Here is an 18,087-nt window from a genome sequence, read left to right on the forward strand (position 1 = left end):
CCATGCCTGCCATGCACTACCGGATCCGCTGGCCCGATGCCAGCGAGAGCCGCTGCTATTCGCCGTCGCTGGTGATCCAGGACCACCTGGTGCCCGGCGAGGACTACGCGCTCGACGACTTCCTGCACCGCGTGCGCGAGGCCACCGCCATCGCCAACCAGCGCGTGCAGGCGAAGTTCGGCTTCACGTGTTCGCGCGCCGGCGACCAGCTGGCCGAGACCGAGGCGCACGCCGCGGCCTTCGCCGGCCGGCCCGGTGCGCGCGTGCAGGTGCTCGGCTTCGACCTTGCCTGATCGTCTCCTTCTCCTGCAAAGGACAACCCCATGACCGCCTCCAAGCTCATCCCCCATCACAGCGTCGTCATCGTCGGCGGTGGCCAGGCCGGCCTGTCGGTCAGCCACTTCCTGCAGGCGCAGGGCGTCGAACACCAGGTGTTCGAGAAGCACCGTGCGATGCACGTGTGGCACACGCAGCGCTGGGACAACTTCTGCCTGGTGACGCCGAACTGGCAGTGCGCGCTGCCGGGCCACGCCTACAGCGGCCCCGAGCCGCACGGCTTCATGAAGAAGGACGAGATCCTGCGCTACCTGGACGGCTTCAGGCAGGCGGTGCAGGCACCGCTGCGCGAAGGCGTGGCCGTCGAGTCGGTGCAGCCCCTGGCGGACGGCGGCTTCCTCGTGCGCAGCAGCGAGGGCGACTGCGTTGCGCAGCAGGTGGTCGTCGCGTCGGGCGGCTACCACCAGCCGGTCATCCCGCGCCTGGCCGAGCGCCTGCCGGCGCACATCGCGCAGATCCATTCGGCGCAGTACCGCAACGCCGCGCAGCTGCCTGCCGGCAAGGTGCTGGTGGTCGGCTCGGGGCAGAGCGGGGCGCAGATTGCCGAAGACCTGCACCTGGCCGGGCGCGAGGTCGTGCTGGCCGTCGGCGATGCGCCGCGCTGCGCGCGCTTCTACCGAGGCCGCGACGTGGTCGACTGGCTGGCCGACATGGGCTACTACGAGATGCCGGTCGGCCAGCACCCGCTGCGCGAGGGCGTGCGCGACAACACCAACCACTACGTGACCGGCCGCGACGGCGGGCGCGACATCGACCTGCGCCGCTTCGCGAAGGAAGGCATGCAGCTGCATGGCGCGCTGCAGGCGCTGGATGGCGACACGCTGCGCTTCGTCCCGCGGCTGCGCGAGGTGCTGGACCAGGCCGACCGCATCTACAACGGCATCAATGCGTCCATCGACAAGTACATCGCCGCACAGGCCATCGACGCGCCGCCCGGCAGCGTCTACGAGCCGGTGTGGCAGCCGCACGAGGAGCGCGAGGCCCTGTCGTTGCAGGACTCGGGCATCGGGTCGGTGATCTGGTGCATCGGCTTCGCCCCCGACTTCCGCTGGCTCGATGCGCCGGTCTTCAACGGCCGCGGCCAGCCGGTGCACGAACGCGGCGTGACGCGCGTGCCGGGCCTGTACTTCATCGGCCTGCCGTGGCTGCACACCTGGGGATCGGGCCGCTTCTCGGGCGTGGCGCGCGACGCGGCCTTCGTCGCCGAATGCATTGCCCGGCACATCAACCCCGCGGTCCAGCGGGAACGACGCGTCGCTTGACATGCAGGTAAATACTTGCCTATAGTCCAGTCCATCAGCTCTCTCAACCCGCAAGGAGATGGACATGGTGGATATCCTGCACAGGGTCGGCATCAAGGCGCCGGTCAACGAGGTCTACAAGGCGCTGGCCACGCGCGAGGGCGTGGCGCACTGGTGGACGCAGCTCACGCAAGGCGAGAGCCAGGTCGGCGGCACGCTGCAGTTCCGTTTCGTCGATGGCGACACCGACACCGAGATCGGCGGCATGGAGATGAAGGTGCTCGAGCTGCAGCCCGACACGCGCGTGCTGTGGCAGACGGTTGGCGGGCCCGAGGAATGGCTGGGCACGCGCATCAGCTTCGATCTGAAGCAAGATGGCGAGTACTGCATCGTCAACTTCAGGCACCAGGGCTGGAAGGAGCCGGTGGAGTTCATGTACCACTGCAGCACCAAGTGGGCGATCTTCATGATGAGCTTGAAGTCGCTGGCGGAAACCGGCACGGGTGCACCCAACCCCCGCGACGTCAAGATCGACAACTGGAACTGAACCGCTTTTGGACATCGACAAGGTCTTCAAGGCGCTGGCCGACCCGGGTCGCCGGCGCCTGCTCGATCAACTGCACCGCGAGAACGGCCAGACGCTGTCCGCCCTGTGCGAGCACATGGCGATGACGCGCCAGGCCGTCACGCAGCACCTGCAACTGCTGGAAGCCGCCAACCTGGTGGCCGTCGTCTGGCAGGGCCGCGAGAAGCTGCACTACCTGAACCCGGTGCCGCTGCACGAGATCCACGCGCGCTGGATCGCCAAGTTCGAGCACGGCCGACTCGATGCGCTGCGCGAGCTCAAGAAACAACTGGAAGGCGATGACGAATGAAGAAGCCTGACTACGTGTACGTGACCTACATCGAGACCACGCCCGCGAAGGTGTGGCAGGCGCTGGTCGACACCGACGTGACGAGGAAGTACTGGGCCGATCCGAGCGCCGGCTGCGCGCGCGTGAACGTGTCGGACTGGCAGCCGGGCTCTCGCTGGGAGCACCGGCGCGCCGACGGCAGCGATGCGGTCGACATCGTCGGCACCGTGGTCGAGAGCACGCCGCCGCAGCGCCTGGTCATCAGCTGGGCCCGGCCGGCGGAGGCGGCCGACGCCTCGAAGCACTCGCGCGTCTCGTTCGACATCGAGCCCTACGGCCACGGGCTGGTGCGCCTGACCGTCACGCACGACGACGTCGAGCGCGACCCGCAGATGCTGGCAGGAATCTCCGGTGGCTGGCCGAAAGTGCTGTCCAACCTGAAGACGCTGCTGGAGACCGGGCATGCCTTGCCCGGCTCGCCCGCGCCGCACTAGGCGGATTGCGCGCCGGCGTCTCCCCGGCGCCTGCGAACAGAGGCGGCTGTCCAAGTCGGGGCTAACCCTCGGCCCCGGCCCGGCCGGACATGGCCAAAATCGGCTTCCGGACTGGAATCGGTTCCACTTTGTCGACGAGTCTTGCAAAGAGACACATGTTCGGCGCGTGCGGCCTTCCAGAATCCGGGAACTTGCTGATGGGACAAGTCTTGCAAGGTCAGAAGTACAAGCACAGCCGAAACCTCAAGGAGAAACAAACATGCAGTCGAACACTGGACGGCGATCCAGTTGGGTCGTCGCGCTCGCCGCGATGATGGCGGTGGGCGCTGCCGAGGCAGCGACGATCCGCGCGGTCGCCAACAACAACTTCGTCAGTGCGACGGCCACGGGGACCTCGTTCCTCACCGCCACCGCACCGGTCGCCAGCACCTGGGAAGACTTCCAGGTCATCAACAACACGAACGGAACCGTTTCCTTCCGGGCCACGATCAGCGGCAACATCGTGTCCGCCGACTTCGGCCTGGGCGCGCCCAACACGGCGCGGCTGATCGCCAACCGCCAGGCGATCCAGGGCTGGGAGCAGTTCGTGCTGGTGCCGCAGGGCAACGGCACGGTCGCGATCCGCTCGGCGGTGAACAACATGTACGTCTCGGCCGACCTGAACRTCGGCGGCGCGCTGGTCGCGGACCGCCCGGCAGTGCAGGCGTGGGAACAGTTCGTCATCTCGGACCTGCCGGGCAACCCGCCCACCAATCCGCCGACGAACCCGCCGACCGGGCCGACGCCGGACTTCGGGCCGAACGTGCACATCTACACGCCGTCGACGCCGAACCTGCAGGGCCAGATCGACGCCATCTACAACGCGCAGCAGCCGAACCACTTCGGCCCGCGCCGCGACGCGATCCTGCTGACGCCGGGCACCTACAACGGCCTGCGCATCCCGGTGGGCTTCTACACCCAGGTGTTGGGGCTGGGCAGCCACCCCGACCAGGTGCACGTCAACGGCGACCTGCGTTCCAACGCCTTCCTGGGCGGCGACAACGCCACGCAGAACTTCTGGCGCGGCGCCGAGAACTTCTCGGTCACGCCGAGCCAGGGCATCGGCAACAACACGATGCAGTGGGCGGTGTCGCAGGCGATCCCGTTCCGCCGCATGCACGTGCGCGGCAACATCAAGCTGAACCAGAACAACGGCTGGTCGAGCGGCGGCTGGTTCTCCGACGTGCTGGTGGACGGCAACGTCAACTCGGCGTCGCAGCAGCAGTGGATCTCGCGCAACAGCCAGTGGGGCAGCTGGAGCGGCTCGAACTGGAACATGGTGTTCGTCGGCGTGCAGAACGCGCCGGGCGGCAGCTTCCCGACCGCGGGCCAGCGCTACACCAAGGTCAACCAGACGCCGGTGATCCGCGAGAAGCCCTACCTGTTCATCGACGCCAACGGCAGCTATGCGGTGCGCTTGCCAGCGCTGGGCACCAACACCTCGGGCATCACCTGGGCCAATGGCGCCACCACGCCGGGCACGACGCTGCCGATCAGCGCGTTCTTCATCGCCCGTCCGTCGGACAGCGCGGCGACGATCAACGGGCAACTGGCGGCCGGCAAGCACATCCTGTTCACGCCGGGCGTGTACGTGCTGACGCAGACGCTGCAGGTGAACAACCCCGGTACGGTGATCCTGGGCCTGGGCTTCCCGACGCTGCGTTCGGACAACGGCCAGCCGCTGATCAAGACGGCCGACGTGGACGGCCTGACCGTCTCGGGCCTGTTCCTCGATGCGGGTGCCAGCGAATCCGGCGTGCTGATGGAAGTCGGCCCGAACGGTGCGAGCGCCAGCCACGCGGCCAACCCGACGGTGCTGCACGACCTGTTCTTCCGCATCGGCGGCGCCGCCGCGGGCCGGGTCGGCATCGCACTGAGCCTGAACTCCAACAACGTGATCGTCGACCACACCTGGCTGTGGCGCGCCGATCATGGCGATGGCGTCAGCTGGGGCAGCAACCCGTCGAAGAACGGCCTGTGGGTGAACGGCAACGACGTCACCATCTACGGCCTGTTCGTCGAGCACTTCCAGGACTACCAGGTGGTGTGGAACGGCAACGGCGGGCGCGTGTACTTCTACCAGTCGGAGATCCCGTACGACCCGCCGAGCCAGGGCCAGTGGAACAGCCCGACCGGCCGCGGCTTCGCGTCGTACAAGGTGTCGAACAACGTGACGAGCCACGAGGCCTGGGGCCTGGGCATCTACAGCGTGTTCACCAACGGCGGCATCTTCCTGGACCGCGCGGTCGAGGTGCCGGCGACGCCGGGGGTGAAGTTCCACAGCATCATCTCGGTGTGCCTGGGCGGCAACGGCGGGATCGTGCACGTGATCAACAACACCGGGGCGCAGACGGGGTGCAATGCGTCGTTCACGCCGACGGTGACGAACTTTCCCTGATGGAGCCTTGTTCTCTCTGAATGAAGCCTCCGGCACCGCCGGGGGCTTTTTTCTTTGCAGCCTCGAGATCTTCGTCGTCGCCGCCGAGTGCGCCAGGCTGCGGCGCTGCCATTGCCTCGATACTTGGCAAGATGATCCGCAAGGAGATGGCATGACGGCAGCACCCGACCTCTTGGCCGCGTTCACGCCCACGGGCGTGCTGCGCGCGGCGATCAACCTCGGCAACCCGATCCTGGCAGGCACCGATCCCGCCACCGGCGAGCCCCGGGGCGTGTCGGTCGACCTGGCGCGGGCCTTCGCGCAGCGGCTGGGCGTGGACATCGAACTGGTGGCCTTCGATGCCGCGAGCCAGTCGGTGCAGGCGGTGACCGACGGGCAGGCGGACATCGGCTTCTTCGCCGTCGATCCGGTGCGCGGCGCCGGCATCGCCTTCACCGCGCCCTACGTGCTGATCGAGGGGTGCTACCTGGTGCGCGAGGCGTCGCCGATCCGGGCCAACGACGAGGTGGACCGCGCCGGCCACCGGGTCGTGGTGGGGAAGGGCAGTGCGTACGACCTGCACCTGACACGCGAGCTGCAGCACGCGGCGATCGTCCGCGCCCCCACCTCGCCGGCGGTGGTCGACACCTTCATCGGGCAGCAGGCGGAGGTGGCCGCGGGCGTGAAGCAGCAACTCGAAGCGGACGCGCGGCGCCTGGGCGGCCTGCGCTTGCTCGATGGCCGCTTCATGGTCATCCGGCAGGCGATGGGCCTGGCGAAAACACGGGGTCCGGCAGCGGCCACCTTCCTCGCCGCCTTCGTCGAAGCGATGAAGGCCGGCGGTTTCGTGAGGGATGCCCTGGTTCGCCACGGCATCCAGGGCGCCTCGGTCGCACCCCTCGAAGGCGACCGGGCGTGAAGGCCGTTGTCGGGTACATTCGTTTTCCCGGCCCGATGACGCCCGATGAATCTGTTCGTTTCCCTCAGGTATTTGGTCGCCCTGGACGATCACCGGCATTTCGGCCGCGCCGCACTGGCCTGTCACGTCACGCAGCCCGCCTTGTCGAATGCGCTGCGGGCGCTTGAAGAGAATTTCGGCGCGTCCATCGTCAAGCGCGGACGCAACTTCGCCGGCTTCACCGACGAAGGCGAACGGATCCTGCTCAGCGCGCGGCGCATGCTGCGCGAGCACGAGCTGCTGCAGCAGGACCTGAACAGCCGCGAAGGCGACCCGCGCGGCAACCTGCTGATCGGCGCCGTACCCACCTCGATGCCGATCGCCGCGCGCTTCGTCGCGATGCTGCAGGCGCGGCACCCGGGCATCGTGCCGACGCTGCGTTCGATGAGCTCGATCGAACTGGAAACCGGGCTCGAGAGCCTGGCGCTCGACATGGGCCTGGGCTACACCGAGCGCATGGACGACAGCCGCGCGCCGCTGCAGCTGGTGCCGCAGTACACCGAGCACTACTTCCTGCTGCGCAAGGCGGCTTCCGGGACGCAGCCGCTGCAGATCGTCGAACAGATGACCTGGGCCGAGGCCGCCACGCTGCCGCTGTGCCTGCTGAGTGCGGAAATGCACAACCGCAGCATCGTCGACCGCGCGTTCGCCGCGGCAGGCGCCCACCCGACGCCGGTCATCGAGACCAACTCGATCCTGACGCTGGCGCTCAGCGTGGTGGCCGGCCGCGTGTGCAGCGTGATGCCCGGCGCGCTGGTCGGCGCAGTACAGGGTTATCACGGACTCGAAGCCTTGCCGCTGGTGGGGCCGGAGGTGGCGGTGCCGGTGGCCTTCATGGTGCACGACAGCAACCGCGCATCGCGCAGCCTCGCCGCGGCGCTGGAGTTTGCGCGCGATCCCGCCTGGCTCGACCTGGCCGTTCAGCACTCGGGCCTCCTGCAGACCCGGTGAGGCGCCGTCATGCCGAATGTGCCGCTTGTTGACCGGAGTCAATGACGGCCTCCCTCATCCTGCGCAGCATGTCATGGTTCGTCGGCAGGCGACGCGTGGAACGGGGGCGGGTTGCCGCCCGGGGGTTGTGCGGTGCATCATTCGGTGGCGCTATCGACCGATTCCCCGAATGAATTAGACCGGTCCGCGTCCATTGCCGACACTCCGCGAGAGCACCCTTGCCCGGTGCAACAACAAAGGAGACCCTGGTGACTGTTCCCCTCCCAGCGACGCACGCCGACCCGTCGGCCGTGCTGCAAGGTGTACTCGAACGACATGCCGGCGAGCTCGGCGCGCTGCTGCCGATACTGCACGACGTGCAGGACGCGCTGGGCCACATCCCCAAGCACATCGTGCCGGAGATCGCCACCGCGTTGAACCTGTCGCGCGCCGAGGTGCACGGCGTCGTCACCTACTACCACCACTTTCGCGAGCAGCCCGCGGCGCGCCACGTGATCCAGATCTGCCGGGCCGAGGCCTGCCAATCGATGGGCGCCGAGGCCTTGCTCGCGCATGCGCAGCTGCACCTGGGCTGCGGTGCGCACGGCACGTCGAAGGACGGCGCCTTCACGCTCGAACCTGCGTACTGCCTGGGCCTGTGCGCGTCGTCGCCGGCGATGACGCTGGACGACGAACTGCATGCACGGGTGACCCCCAAGACCTTCGATGCGCTGGTTGCGCAAGCCAGGAGCGAGGCATGAGCAGCATCACCGTCTACGTGCCGCGCGATTCCGCGGCGCTGGCCGCCGGCGCCAACCGCGTCGCGCGCCGCATCGCGGAAGAAGCCGCGGCGCGCGGTGTCGACATCCAACTGGTGCGCAACGGCTCGCGCGGCCTGTTCTGGCTGGAGCCGCTGGTCGAAGTGGCGACGCCGGCGGGGCGCATCGCCTACGGCCCGGTGACGCCCGACGACGTGGCCGGGCTCTTCGATGCCGGCTTCGCCACGGGCGGCGCGCATGCACTGAACCTGGGGCTGACCGACGAGATCCCGTACCTGAAGAAGCAGGAGCGCCTGACCTTCGCCCGCATGGGCATCACCGACCCGGTGTCGCTGGCCGACTACGAGGCGCACGAAGGCTATGCCGGCCTGCGCCAGGCGCTGGCGCTGGCACCCGAGGCCGTGGTGCAGCAGGTGCTCGACTCGGGGCTGCGCGGTCGCGGCGGTGCGGCCTTTCCGGCCGGCATCAAGTGGAAGACCGTGCTGGCGACACCGGCCGACCAGAAGTACATCGTCTGCAATGCCGACGAAGGCGATTCGGGCACCTTCTCGGACCGCATGACGATGGAGGGCGACCCCTTCGTGCTGATCGAGGGCATGACGATCGCCGGCATCGCCACCGGCGCGACGCGCGGCTACATCTACGTGCGTTCGGAATACCCGCATGCCATCGCGGCGCTGAACGAGGCGATCGGCCACGCCACCGCGGCCGGCTACCTGGGTGCCGACGTGCTGGGTTCGGGCAAGGCCTTCGTGCTCGAGGTGCGCAAGGGCGCCGGCTCGTACGTCTGCGGCGAAGAGACCGCCCTGCTCGAAAGCCTGGAAGGCAAGCGCGGCATCGTGCGCGCCAAGCCGCCGCTGCCGGCCATCACCGGGCTGTTCGGCAAGCCGACGCTGATCAACAACGTGATCACGCTGGCCAGCGTGCCCATCATCCTGGCGCGCGGCGCGGCGTTCTACCGCGACTACGGCATGGGCCGCTCGCGCGGCACGCTGCCGATCCAGCTGGCCGGCAACATCAAGCACGGCGGGCTGGTCGAACGGGCCTTCGGCGTGACGCTGCGCGAGCTGCTGTACGACTACGGCGGCGGCTCGGCGACCGGCCGGCCGATCAAGGCGGTGCAGGTGGGCGGGCCGCTCGGCGCCTACGTGCCGCCGTCGCAATGGGACCTGCCGCTCGACTACGAGGCCTTCGCGGCCGTCGGCGCGACGGTGGGCCACGGCGGCATCGTGGTGCACGACGACACAGCCGACCTGTCGGTGATGGCGCGCTACGCGATGGAGTTCTGCGCCATCGAATCGTGCGGCAAGTGCACGCCGTGCCGCATCGGCTCGACGCGCGGCGTGGAGGTGATCGACAAGATCCGCGCCGACCAGAACCGGACCCAGCAGGTGATCCTGCTGCGCGACCTGTGCGACACGATGGTCCATGGATCGTTGTGCGCGATGGGCGGCATGACACCGTTCCCGGTGCTGTCCGCCCTCAACCATTTCCCGCAGGACTTCGGTCTGGTGGTCCCCGACCGCGCCGCCGCCTGACCCAAGGAGCCCACGATGCTGAACCACCTCAACGAAACAGATTACGGCACGCCCAAGYGCGAATCCGAACAGGAAGTGACGCTGGAGATCGACGGCAACCAGGTCACCGTGCCGAAGGGCACCTCGCTGATGCGCGCGGCGGTCGACGCCGGCATCCAGGTGCCCAAGCTGTGCGCCACCGACAGCCTGGAGCCCTTCGGCTCGTGCCGGCTGTGCATGGTCGAGATCGACGGCCGCAAGGGCTTCCCGGCCTCGTGCACCACGCCGGCCGAAGCCGGCATGAAGGTGCGCACRCAGACGCCGCGRCTGCAGGAACTGCGCAAGGGCGTGATGGAGCTGTACATCTCCGACCACCCGCTGGATTGCCTGACCTGCTCGGCCAACGGCAACTGCGAGCTGCAGGACATGGCCGGCGTGACCGGGCTGCGCAACGTGCGCTACGGCTTCGACGGCGCCAACCACATCCACAGCAAGAAGGACGAGTCGAACCCGTACTTCACGTACGACCCGTCGAAGTGCATCGTCTGCAACCGCTGCGTGCGGGCCTGCGAAGAGACGCAGGGCACGTTCGCGCTGACCATCAGCGGCCGCGGCTTCGATTCGCGCGTGTCGCCGGGGCAGGACGAGCCCTTCATGGAATCGGAATGCGTCAGCTGCGGCGCCTGCGTCGAAGCCTGCCCGACCGCGACCCTGCAGGAGAAGTCGGTGATCTGGCTCGGCCAGGGCGAGCACAGCGTGATCACGACCTGCGCCTACTGCGGCGTGGGCTGCAGCTTCAAGGCCGAGATGAAGGGCAGCGAGGTGGTGCGCATGGTGCCGTGGAAGGACGGCAAGGCGAACGAGGGCCACTCGTGCGTGAAGGGGCGCTTTGCGTGGGGTTACGCGACCCACAAGGACCGCATGCTCAAGCCGATGATCCGCAAGCAGATCACCGACCCGTGGCAGGAGGTGAGCTGGGACGAGGCCGTCAACTACGCGGCCAGCGAGTTCCGGCGCCTGCAGGCCAAGTACGGCCAGGACTCGATCGGCGGCATCACCTCGTCGCGCTGCACCAATGAAGAGACCTACCTGGTGCAGAAGCTGGTGCGCGCGGCCTTCGGCAACAACAACGTCGACACCTGTGCGCGCGTGTGCCATTCGCCGACCGGCTATGGCCTGAAGCAGACGCTGGGCGAATCGGCCGGCACGCAGGACTTCAAGTCGGTGGACAAGGCCGACGTGATCATGGTGATCGGCGCCAACCCGACCGACGGCCACCCGGTGTTCGCCTCGCGCATGAAGAAGCGGCTGCGCGCCGGTGCGAAGCTGATCGTGGTGGACCCGCGCCGCATCGAGATCGTCAAGTCGCCGCACATCCAGGCCGCGCACCACCTGCAGCTGCGGCCCGGCACCAATGTGGCGGTGATCACCGCGCTGGCGCACGTCATCGTGACCGAGGGGCTGGCGGCCGATGCCTTCGTCGCGGAGCGCTGCGACAGCAAGTCGTTCGGCGAATGGCGCGAGTTCGTGTCGCGTGCCGAGAACTCGCCCGAGGCCACGCAAGCGGCCACCGGCGTGCCGGCCGACGAGCTGCGCAAGGCGGCGCGGCTGTTCGCGACCGGCGGCAACGGCGCGATCTACTACGGCCTGGGCGTGACCGAGCACAGCCAGGGCTCGACGATGGTGATGGGCATCGCCAACCTCGCGATGGTGACCGGCAACGTCGGCCGCGAGGGCGTGGGCGTGAACCCGCTGCGCGGCCAGAACAACGTGCAGGGTTCCTGCGACATGGGCTCGTTCCCGCACGAGCTGCCGGGCTACCGGCACGTGTCGGACGCGACCTCGCGCGCCACCTTCGAATCGGCCTGGGGCGTGACGATCAATCCCGAGCCGGGCCTGCGCATCCCGAACATGTTCGACGCGGCGCTGAGCGGCGGCTTCAAGGGGCTGTACTGCGAGGGCGAGGACATCGTGCAGAGCGATCCCAACACGCAGCACGTGGCGGCCGCGATGATGCAGATGGAATGCGTGGTGGTGCAGGACCTGTTCCTGAACGAGACCGCGAAGTACGCGCATGTGTTCCTGCCGGGTTCATCGTTCCTGGAGAAGGACGGCACCTTCACCAATGCCGAGCGCCGCATCTCGCGGGTGCGCAAGGTGATGCCGCCGAAGGCCGGGCTGGCCGACTGGGAGGTGACGGTGAAGCTCGCGAATGCGCTGGGCTACCCGATGAACTACGCGAGCCCGAAGGAGATCATGGCCGAGATCGCGGCGCTGACGCCGACCTTCCACGGCGTGAGCTACGAGAAGCTCGAGAAGCTGGGCAGCGTGCAGTGGCCGTGCAACGACGCCGCGCCGGACGGCACGCCGACGATGCACATCGACCACTTCGTGCGCGGCAAGGGCAAGTTCATCATCACGCAGTACGTGCCGACGGACGAGAAGGTGACGCGCAAGTTCCCGCTGCTGCTGACGACGGGGCGCATCCTGTCGCAGTACAACGTGGGCGCGCAGACGCGGCGCACCGAGAACAACCAGTGGCACAGCGAGGACCGGCTGGAGATCCATCCGCACGATGCGGAAGAGCGCGGCATCAAGACCGACGACTGGGTGGGCATCCAGAGCCGGGCCGGCGAGACGGTGCTGCGCGCGATCGTGTCCGAGCGCATGCAGCCGGGGGTGGTCTACACGACCTTCCACTTCCCGGAGTCGGGCGCCAACGTGATCACCACCGACAGTTCGGACTGGGCGACCAACTGCCCCGAGTACAAGGTGACGGCGGTGCAGGTGATGCCGGTGATGCAGCCTTCGACCTGGCAGCAGGAGTACAGCCGCTTCAACCGGGTGCAGCAGGAACTGCTGGACGCGCGGGCGAATGTCCACGAGTCGATCCCGGCCAAGTGAAGGAGCGACAAGCATGCATGTCGAATCGCTGATCCGCATGGCCAACCAGATCGGGGCCTTCTTCGAGGCGATGCCCGATCACGCCGAGGCGGTCGATGGGGTGGCCAACCATCTCAAGAAGTTCTGGGAGCCGCGGATGCGCCGGGAGCTGCTGGCGGAGATCGATGGGGGGGATGCAGGCCCGCAGTTGAAGGGGATCGTGATGGAGGCGATCAACCTGCATCGGGCCAGCTTGACGCCCCATTGAAGAGAAGGTGCCGCCGGTCAATGCCCGGGATGGAGATCGGGATTGCCGCCGGGGCAAGGTCAGTGGTTGCGGGGAGTACGCTGCCAGTACTGGCCCACTGCGGTGTGGCCGGCGCTACACCTCATGGATGGCCAAGCTGCGCACCAGCGCGAGTACCTCGGCTCGCAGGGGCGGGGCGGCCAAGCGCTGTTCTGCGAGCACAGTGAACGGCGGGTCAGGCATTCGCTGCTTGAACAGCATGAGGCAGCGGCCGGAATCGTTCCGACGAGAGCCGTAGCCGATCGCCTGCGCCCCTGGGCGCTGAAGACAGGCCGCTTGTGCCCATGCACGGGTCTGCGGATAGCAGTCGGTCGGGCTGTCGACAAGCCCGGCGCGGGTCAACTTCAGGCGAGGCAGATCCAGCGTATGGAAGCTCACGAAGTTGAGCGACGGTGGGAGCCGGAGCGTCACGAGGTGGAAGTGGCGCAGCGAATCAACTTCGAACACACCAGGAGGAGAGAGCGAGACGTTGTGGAGTACCGATTCCATGTAGACGGACTCGCGCGAGCTCGCCACGTAGTAGGTGTGTACAGGTGTCCCATCCGCCTGATGGATGGGTGCAAAGCGGGTGTCGCCCCAACCCTCGGAGAAGGTGGTCGCCGTGGTGGGGAAGGTTGCCGTGTTGTAGACGTGATACCAGACCCCGACATCGTCGGTCGTCATGAACCTGACGGCAAAGTCCTCGGCTGGCCCCGGGGCCGGCAAGTCGCAACTCATGCGACGTAGCTGCTCAAGCGTTTGCCTGCCGCCTGCACCACGGCATCGCCGCGGTCCAGAACGTCTTTCGGGGCGATGTTCGTGGCGCCGCGCTCGTCGCGCTTGACCAGCCAGGGCGATGGGAAGTGGAACCAGGCAGCCAGGGTCCACGCATCAGCCACCTCGCCGAACGCGGCAATGATGTCTTTGACGATGGGCAGGGGTTGATACAGTGCGTCGAATTGGTAGCGTGCGAAGTATTCCTTGCCGCGGTAGTTGACGCTGAAGACCCGGCCGCGCCGCTTCCAGTCGCTTGCCGGATGCGCCCTGTTCGCCGGTGGCGTTGCCTGAAGGGCGTTCAACTGCTCTGCAGTGAGCCAGTCGCCCGCGGCAAAGACTTCCTGAACCGTGCGCATCCTGCGAACGCGTTCCTCCACCAGTTCGAGAGACGGCTCCACGAACCCCGTGGCGAGTTCTGCAAGACGGTCGGCACGATCGAGTACGCCGGCGCCGTCCATCACGGTCAAGGCCTTCTGAATGGCCTCGACCATCGAGGAAAGTGCGGCTGGATCGATGTCCTTGGGGATGCTGATCGGGACGACGATGTCGCCCCTGTCGGGCTGCCTGTCGGCAGCGTCTCGACTGGCGAAGGCCGGGCTCATGCAAGCTCCTTGAAATGACAACTTTGCCAATACAATACATCATGTTGGCATTGTTGGCAACGTTGAGCAGGAACGCGGGAGCGGTTGGGCTGAGAGGATCCGGGCGGCCGGATGGATGCGAAGCCCTGCCGGCAGGGCTCGTTCGATCACCTGCTTCACGCCCTCATTCCCGCGCACCGCGCTTGAGCGCATCGATCAGCGGCGCGACGATGTCCATCGGGAGGGGAAACACGATGGTCGAATTCTTGTCGGCCGCGATCACGGTCAGCGTCTCCAGGTAGCGCAGCTGGATCGCCTGCGGTTGCCTGGACAGGACCTCCGCGGCTTGCGCCAGCTTCTCGGAGGCTTGCAGTTCACCCTCGGCGTGGATCACCTTGGCGCGCCGCTCGCGCTCGGCCTCGGCCTGGCGGGCAATCGCCCGGATCATGGTTTCGTTGAGATCGACGTGCTTGATCTCGACGTTGGTGACCTTGATGCCCCACGCATCGGTCTGGCTGTCCAGGATCTTCTGCAGGTCCATGTTCAGGCGCTCGCGCTCGGACAGCATCTCGTCCAGGGTGTGCTTGCCCAGCACCGCGCGCAACGTGGTCTGCGCGAGCTGGCTGGTGGCGGCCAGGAAGTCTTCCACCTGGATCACCGCGCGCTCCGGATCGACCACGCGGAAATAGAGCACCGCGTTGACCTTGAGCGTGACGTTGTCGCGCGAGATCACGTCCTGGCTCGGCACGTCCATGACCACCACGCGCAGGTCGATGCGAACCATCTGCTGGATGCCCGGGATCAGGATCACCAGGCCCGGCCCCTTGACGCGCCAGAAGCGCCCCAGCTGGAAGACGACGCCGCGCTGGTACTCGCGCAGGATGCGCAACGAATTGACCGCGAGGAACAGCAGCCCGACGAGGACAACCGAAAAGGTGATGGACAGACCGGTCATGGCGTGGCTCCTTGGGGCGTGGTGTGCAAGCCGAGCGTGCGGACTTCGAGCGTCAGGCCGTCGATGCGGGTGACGCGCACCTGCTGCCCCGGGCTCAGCGCCTCGTCGGCACGGACCTGCCAGCGTTCGCCGTCGACCCGTGCCCAGCCCTGACCGCCGTCGAACTCGATCACCTCGCCCTGCATGCCGACGATCCGTTCGATGCCGCTGACCACGGGCCGCCGGCGGGCCTTGACGGCCATGCCGGCCACGCCGATGACGAACGCCGCCGAGACCAGCGTCACGGCGCCAATCAGTGGCAGCGGGATGCCGAAGCCCGGCACGTCGGCGTCRATCAGCAGCAGCGCACCGAACCCGAACGCCGCGACACCGCCGATGCCCAGGACGCCGAAGCTGGGCATGAAAGCCTCGGCCACGAACAGCGCGACACCCAGCAGGATGAGGGCCAGGCCTGCGTAGTTGATGGGCAGCATCTGCAGACCCCACAACGCCAGCAGCAGGCACACACCGCCGATCACGCCGGGGGCGACGAAGCCGGGGTTCAGGAACTCGAACACGAGGCCGTAGATGCCCAGCATCATGAGCAGCAACGCGAGGCTGGGGTTGCTGATCACGGCGAGGAGATGGGCGCGCCAATCGGGCGCCAGGGCCACCACGGGGGCCTGCTTCGTCGCCAAGGTCACCGTTCGCCCGCCGGTGTCGCCCATCTTGACCACGCGGCCATCGAGCTGGCGCAGCAGGTCGGCCAGGTCCAGGGCCACGAGATCGATCACGCGGCGTGCCAGCGCATCGCTTGCAGGCAGGCTTGCCGCTTCGCGTACCGATTGCTCGGCCCAGAGGCTGTCGCGCCCGCGCAGCTGGGCCAGGCTGCGGATGTAGGCGGCGGCGTCGTTGGTGCGCTTGGCAGCCATCGTGTCGTGACCGGCGCCGGGTGCGGACGCTGCGCTGGCCGGGCGGTCCGGCGGTTCGGCACCCAGCCCGGGCACGCCGATGGCCACCGGGGTCGCGGCACCCAGGTTGGTGGCCGGCGCCATCGCCGCGATGTGCGATGCATACAGGATGTAGGTGCCGGCGCTGGCAGCGCGTGCTCCCTGGGGCGAGACGAAACCCGCGATGGGCACGGGTGACGCGAGGATGTCCTTGATGATGCTGCGCATGGCGGTGTCCAGTCCGCCCGGGGTGTCCAACTGCAGCACCACGAGCTGGGCGCTCTCGACGGACGCGCGTGCGAGCGCACGCTGGACTTGATCGGCGGCGACGGGGCCGATGGCGCCTTCGAGGCGCAGCACGAAGACCGGGCCGGCCGGGGCAGGCACTGCCGCTGCACCGGCCGGCCCGACGGGGGCGGCCAGCAGGGTCAGCACGCAAAACAGCCAGGCCAGATGCTTCACGGACGGCTCCTCGGGGGCCTTCCGGCGCCGACGAGCGAGCCTGCGAGCACCCCATGGAAGAGCAGCCTACACCTGCGGGTGGCTGGATGCCATCGGGACGGTGCGCGCGATGGTCTTCCGATGAACGTGTCCGAAAGCGGCGAGCGTCTTCGGGGACGACGCTCATCATGCGTGGCTTCGAAAGCTGAACGGGTGGCAGTTGAAGGCCACGCTCGCAGCCGCTGATCCGCGTGCCGCGCTGAGCACGGGCTTTCCTCGTCCACGACTCCCAACCATCCCGCACATCGGATAGCAGGCCTGTTGCCGCATCGCTGGCCGGCGACCGCGGCATCCTAAGCTCGGTCAAGACGGGATTGCCGGACGCATACGATCATCTGCACGCCTATTGCAAGGCCTCATACACGGCGTCGCGCAGAGCCGCACGATAGGGTTCGCGCAGACTTCTGGATTGCATCATGAAGACCACAACGAGTTTGTTCCGGGGGTCCACCCACGAGTACGTGCCTGCGCCGCCGCCTGTCCAGTAGTCGCCGAGTTCACCTCGCGGCGCAGTAGCGCCGTCAAGTGTTCTCACCGCAAGACCCAGTCCGAAGCCGTAGGCAGGTCCTGGCAGGTAGTTCGTTCCTCGGCCTATTCCCTTGCCGAGCTGATCAGTCGTCATGGCCGAGACGCTCTGCGCACTCAAGACACGCCGCCCGTCGAGCTCGCCGCCATTGAGCAGCATCTGAAGAAAGCGTGCGTAGTCCGTGGCCGTGGAGTGAAGCCCCTGGCCTCCTGACTGGAGTCGACGAACTCGCCGGGGATCGTCCATCGGCGGGCGCTCACCTGGAAAGGGCTCGGCGATACGCATCGTCTTCTCGGGCTGCGAAACGATGAAGTCAGTATCACGCATGTCCAAGGGGTCGAGGATCCGATCCTTCATGAGCGCGCCCAGCGACTTTCCGGAGGCCACCTCGACGAGTCGCCCCAACACGTCGATGGCCGAGCTGTAGGCCCACACAGTTCCAGGCTGCGAAGCCAACGGAGCGCGTGACAGCCAGGTAGCAAGCTCAGCGGTGCTGAAGTCACGGGGGTAGTCCCGGCTTGTCGCGTTCAGCAGCTTGGTACGCTCGGAGTGCGGCGCCAGCCACCCGTAGTCAAGGCCCGCCGTGTGGCGCATCAGATCCCGTACCGTTGGCGGTCGCATTGCGGCAACGGGTTGCCCATTGTTCGAGCCGGGAGTCGATTCGTCCAAGACCTTTGCACCCTCGAACATCGACAGATACTTCGTGATCGGATCGTCCAGGCCGATCTTGCCTTCGTCCACGAGCGTCATCGCGACCGCAACGGTGATTGGCTTGGTCATCGACTCAATCCGAAAGATTGCGTCATTGCGCATCGGCACAGCATCGGCCGGATTCATGTCGCCGATCGATGCAAGCAGCACCGATCGCCCCCTGGACTGTTGATTTCCATCCAGAACTGACCCACTGAGCCCGAGGATTTCCATCCAAAACTGACCCACGCAAGAACCCTAACCTGCTGCTTTTGGTGGCAGGGAGCGAAGGAGTGATTGACGTGGCGACACTGAGTGTCATCAGGCGCTGGGCACTGCGCGAGCAACTGTCCATCCGAGAGATAGCCCGGCGCACGGGCCTGTCTCGCAACACCATCAGGCGGTACCTGCGAGACGATGCGGTCGAGCCGCAG

The 18,087-nt window shown here is 67.3% G+C and carries 18 protein-coding genes; 13 read left to right on the top strand and 5 right to left on the bottom strand.

Translation table 11 applies throughout. The annotated features are described in order from the left end of the window. Window positions 1-2 precede the first annotated feature (2 nt). The 12 genes from AC1DYN_RS13425 (at window position 3) to AC1DYN_RS13480 (ending at window position 12,676) form a co-directional block, all read left to right on the top strand. Window positions 3-293 carry an MSMEG_0570 family nitrogen starvation response protein gene (locus AC1DYN_RS13425; protein WP_477960227.1) on the top strand — a complete coding sequence of 97 codons (291 nt, stop codon included), beginning with the start codon at window positions 3-5 and terminating at the stop codon, window positions 291-293. Window positions 294-323: 30 nt separating this feature from the next. Further along, window positions 324-1,598: an MSMEG_0569 family flavin-dependent oxidoreductase gene (locus tag AC1DYN_RS13430; RefSeq protein WP_477960229.1), complete on the top strand. Its 1,275-nt coding sequence runs from the start codon at window positions 324-326 to the stop codon at window positions 1,596-1,598. Between the two features lie 64 nt (window positions 1,599-1,662). Then, the gene (locus AC1DYN_RS13435; RefSeq protein ID WP_477960231.1) at window positions 1,663-2,124 is read left to right on the top strand and encodes an SRPBCC family protein; all 462 of its coding nucleotides are present in this window, start codon (window positions 1,663-1,665) and stop codon (window positions 2,122-2,124) included. 13 nt (window positions 2,125-2,137) lie between these two features. Beyond that, window positions 2,138-2,452: an ArsR/SmtB family transcription factor gene (locus AC1DYN_RS13440; RefSeq protein WP_477960258.1), complete on the top strand. Its 315-nt coding sequence runs from the start codon at window positions 2,138-2,140 to the stop codon at window positions 2,450-2,452. Beyond that, a complete protein-coding gene (locus AC1DYN_RS13445; protein WP_477960234.1) occupies window positions 2,449-2,925 on the top strand; it encodes an SRPBCC family protein in 477 nt (158 codons plus the stop codon). The genes AC1DYN_RS13440 and AC1DYN_RS13445 overlap by 4 nt, the downstream gene beginning before the upstream one ends. A gap of 259 nt (window positions 2,926-3,184) precedes the next feature. After that, the gene (locus AC1DYN_RS13450; RefSeq protein ID WP_477960236.1) at window positions 3,185-5,362 is read left to right on the top strand and encodes a pectate lyase-like domain-containing protein; all 2,178 of its coding nucleotides are present in this window, start codon (window positions 3,185-3,187) and stop codon (window positions 5,360-5,362) included. A gap of 151 nt (window positions 5,363-5,513) precedes the next feature. Then, window positions 5,514-6,260, top strand: coding sequence for an ABC transporter substrate-binding protein (locus AC1DYN_RS13455; protein WP_477960238.1), 747 nt, complete (start codon window positions 5,514-5,516; stop codon window positions 6,258-6,260). A 45-nt stretch (window positions 6,261-6,305) separates the two neighbouring features. Beyond that, a complete protein-coding gene (locus AC1DYN_RS13460) occupies window positions 6,306-7,250 on the top strand; it encodes a LysR substrate-binding domain-containing protein (protein WP_477960239.1) in 945 nt (314 codons plus the stop codon). 290 nt (window positions 7,251-7,540) lie between these two features. Beyond that, window positions 7,541-7,990 (top strand): formate dehydrogenase subunit gamma, encoded by a 450-nt coding sequence (locus AC1DYN_RS13465; RefSeq protein WP_477960260.1) that lies wholly within the window; start codon window positions 7,541-7,543, stop codon window positions 7,988-7,990. Beyond that, window positions 7,987-9,546 (top strand): formate dehydrogenase beta subunit, encoded by a 1,560-nt coding sequence (locus tag AC1DYN_RS13470; protein ID WP_477960241.1) that lies wholly within the window; start codon window positions 7,987-7,989, stop codon window positions 9,544-9,546. The genes AC1DYN_RS13465 and AC1DYN_RS13470 overlap by 4 nt, the downstream gene beginning before the upstream one ends. Window positions 9,547-9,561: 15 nt before the next feature. Continuing rightward, the gene (fdhF, locus tag AC1DYN_RS13475; RefSeq protein ID WP_477960243.1) at window positions 9,562-12,429 is read left to right on the top strand and encodes a formate dehydrogenase subunit alpha; all 2,868 of its coding nucleotides are present in this window, start codon (window positions 9,562-9,564) and stop codon (window positions 12,427-12,429) included. 13 nt (window positions 12,430-12,442) lie between these two features. After that, window positions 12,443-12,676, top strand: coding sequence for a formate dehydrogenase subunit delta (locus tag AC1DYN_RS13480; protein WP_477960245.1), 234 nt, complete (start codon window positions 12,443-12,445; stop codon window positions 12,674-12,676). A 114-nt stretch (window positions 12,677-12,790) separates the two neighbouring features. Here the strand turns inward: AC1DYN_RS13480 and AC1DYN_RS13485 are convergent, their stop codons facing one another. The 5 genes from AC1DYN_RS13485 to AC1DYN_RS13505 all read right to left on the bottom strand — a co-directional run bounded on the left by AC1DYN_RS13485 (window position 12,791) and on the right by AC1DYN_RS13505 (window position 17,887). After that, a complete protein-coding gene (locus AC1DYN_RS13485) occupies window positions 12,791-13,378 on the bottom strand; it encodes an RES family NAD+ phosphorylase (protein ID WP_477960246.1) in 588 nt (195 codons plus the stop codon). 50 nt (window positions 13,379-13,428) lie between these two features. Next, window positions 13,429-14,073 carry a hypothetical protein gene (locus tag AC1DYN_RS13490; RefSeq protein WP_477960247.1) on the bottom strand — a complete coding sequence of 215 codons (645 nt, stop codon included), beginning with the start codon at window positions 14,071-14,073 and terminating at the stop codon, window positions 13,429-13,431. Window positions 14,074-14,236: 163 nt separating this feature from the next. Next, window positions 14,237-15,007, bottom strand: a complete 771-nt coding sequence (locus AC1DYN_RS13495) for a slipin family protein (protein ID WP_477960249.1) — start codon at window positions 15,005-15,007, stop codon at window positions 14,237-14,239. After that, on the bottom strand, window positions 15,004-16,398 hold the full coding sequence (locus tag AC1DYN_RS13500) for an NfeD family protein (RefSeq protein ID WP_477960251.1): 1,395 nt from the start codon (window positions 16,396-16,398) through the stop codon (window positions 15,004-15,006). Before AC1DYN_RS13500 ends, AC1DYN_RS13495 begins: the two co-directional genes overlap by 4 nt. Window positions 16,399-16,780: 382 nt before the next feature. Further along, the gene (locus AC1DYN_RS13505; RefSeq protein WP_477960253.1) at window positions 16,781-17,887 is read right to left on the bottom strand and encodes a serine hydrolase domain-containing protein; all 1,107 of its coding nucleotides are present in this window, start codon (window positions 17,885-17,887) and stop codon (window positions 16,781-16,783) included. Between the two features lie 59 nt (window positions 17,888-17,946). Here AC1DYN_RS13505 and AC1DYN_RS13510 point away from each other — a divergent pair. Further along, the coding region (locus AC1DYN_RS13510; RefSeq protein ID WP_477960262.1) for a helix-turn-helix domain-containing protein at window positions 17,947-18,087 on the top strand (141 nt) is incomplete at its 3' end.

The sequence above is a fragment of the Rhizobacter sp. P2_D12 genome, assembly GCF_056404395.1.

Excerpts from the sequence above, each read along its gene's own strand:
- AC1DYN_RS13445 (WP_477960234.1), top strand. The coding sequence starts at position 2,449 with ATGAAGAAGCCTGACTACGTGTACGTGACCTACATCGAGACCACGCCC.
- AC1DYN_RS13430 (WP_477960229.1), top strand. The coding sequence starts at position 324 with ATGACCGCCTCCAAGCTCATCCCCCATCACAGCGTCGTCATCGTCGGC.
- AC1DYN_RS13470 (WP_477960241.1), top strand. The coding sequence starts at position 7,987 with ATGAGCAGCATCACCGTCTACGTGCCGCGCGATTCCGCGGCGCTGGCC.
- AC1DYN_RS13485 (WP_477960246.1), bottom strand. The coding sequence starts at position 13,378 with ATGACGACCGACGATGTCGGGGTCTGGTATCACGTCTACAACACGGCA.
- AC1DYN_RS13425 (WP_477960227.1), top strand. The coding sequence starts at position 3 with ATGCCTGCCATGCACTACCGGATCCGCTGGCCCGATGCCAGCGAGAGC.
- AC1DYN_RS13435 (WP_477960231.1), top strand. The coding sequence starts at position 1,663 with ATGGTGGATATCCTGCACAGGGTCGGCATCAAGGCGCCGGTCAACGAG.
- AC1DYN_RS13460 (WP_477960239.1), top strand. The coding sequence starts at position 6,306 with ATGAATCTGTTCGTTTCCCTCAGGTATTTGGTCGCCCTGGACGATCAC.
- AC1DYN_RS13480 (WP_477960245.1), top strand. The coding sequence starts at position 12,443 with ATGCATGTCGAATCGCTGATCCGCATGGCCAACCAGATCGGGGCCTTC.
- AC1DYN_RS13505 (WP_477960253.1), bottom strand. The coding sequence starts at position 17,887 with ATGGAAATCCTCGGGCTCAGTGGGTCAGTTCTGGATGGAAATCAACAG.
- AC1DYN_RS13455 (WP_477960238.1), top strand. The coding sequence starts at position 5,514 with ATGACGGCAGCACCCGACCTCTTGGCCGCGTTCACGCCCACGGGCGTG.
- AC1DYN_RS13490 (WP_477960247.1), bottom strand. The coding sequence starts at position 14,073 with ATGAGCCCGGCCTTCGCCAGTCGAGACGCTGCCGACAGGCAGCCCGAC.
- AC1DYN_RS13495 (WP_477960249.1), bottom strand. The coding sequence starts at position 15,007 with ATGACCGGTCTGTCCATCACCTTTTCGGTTGTCCTCGTCGGGCTGCTG.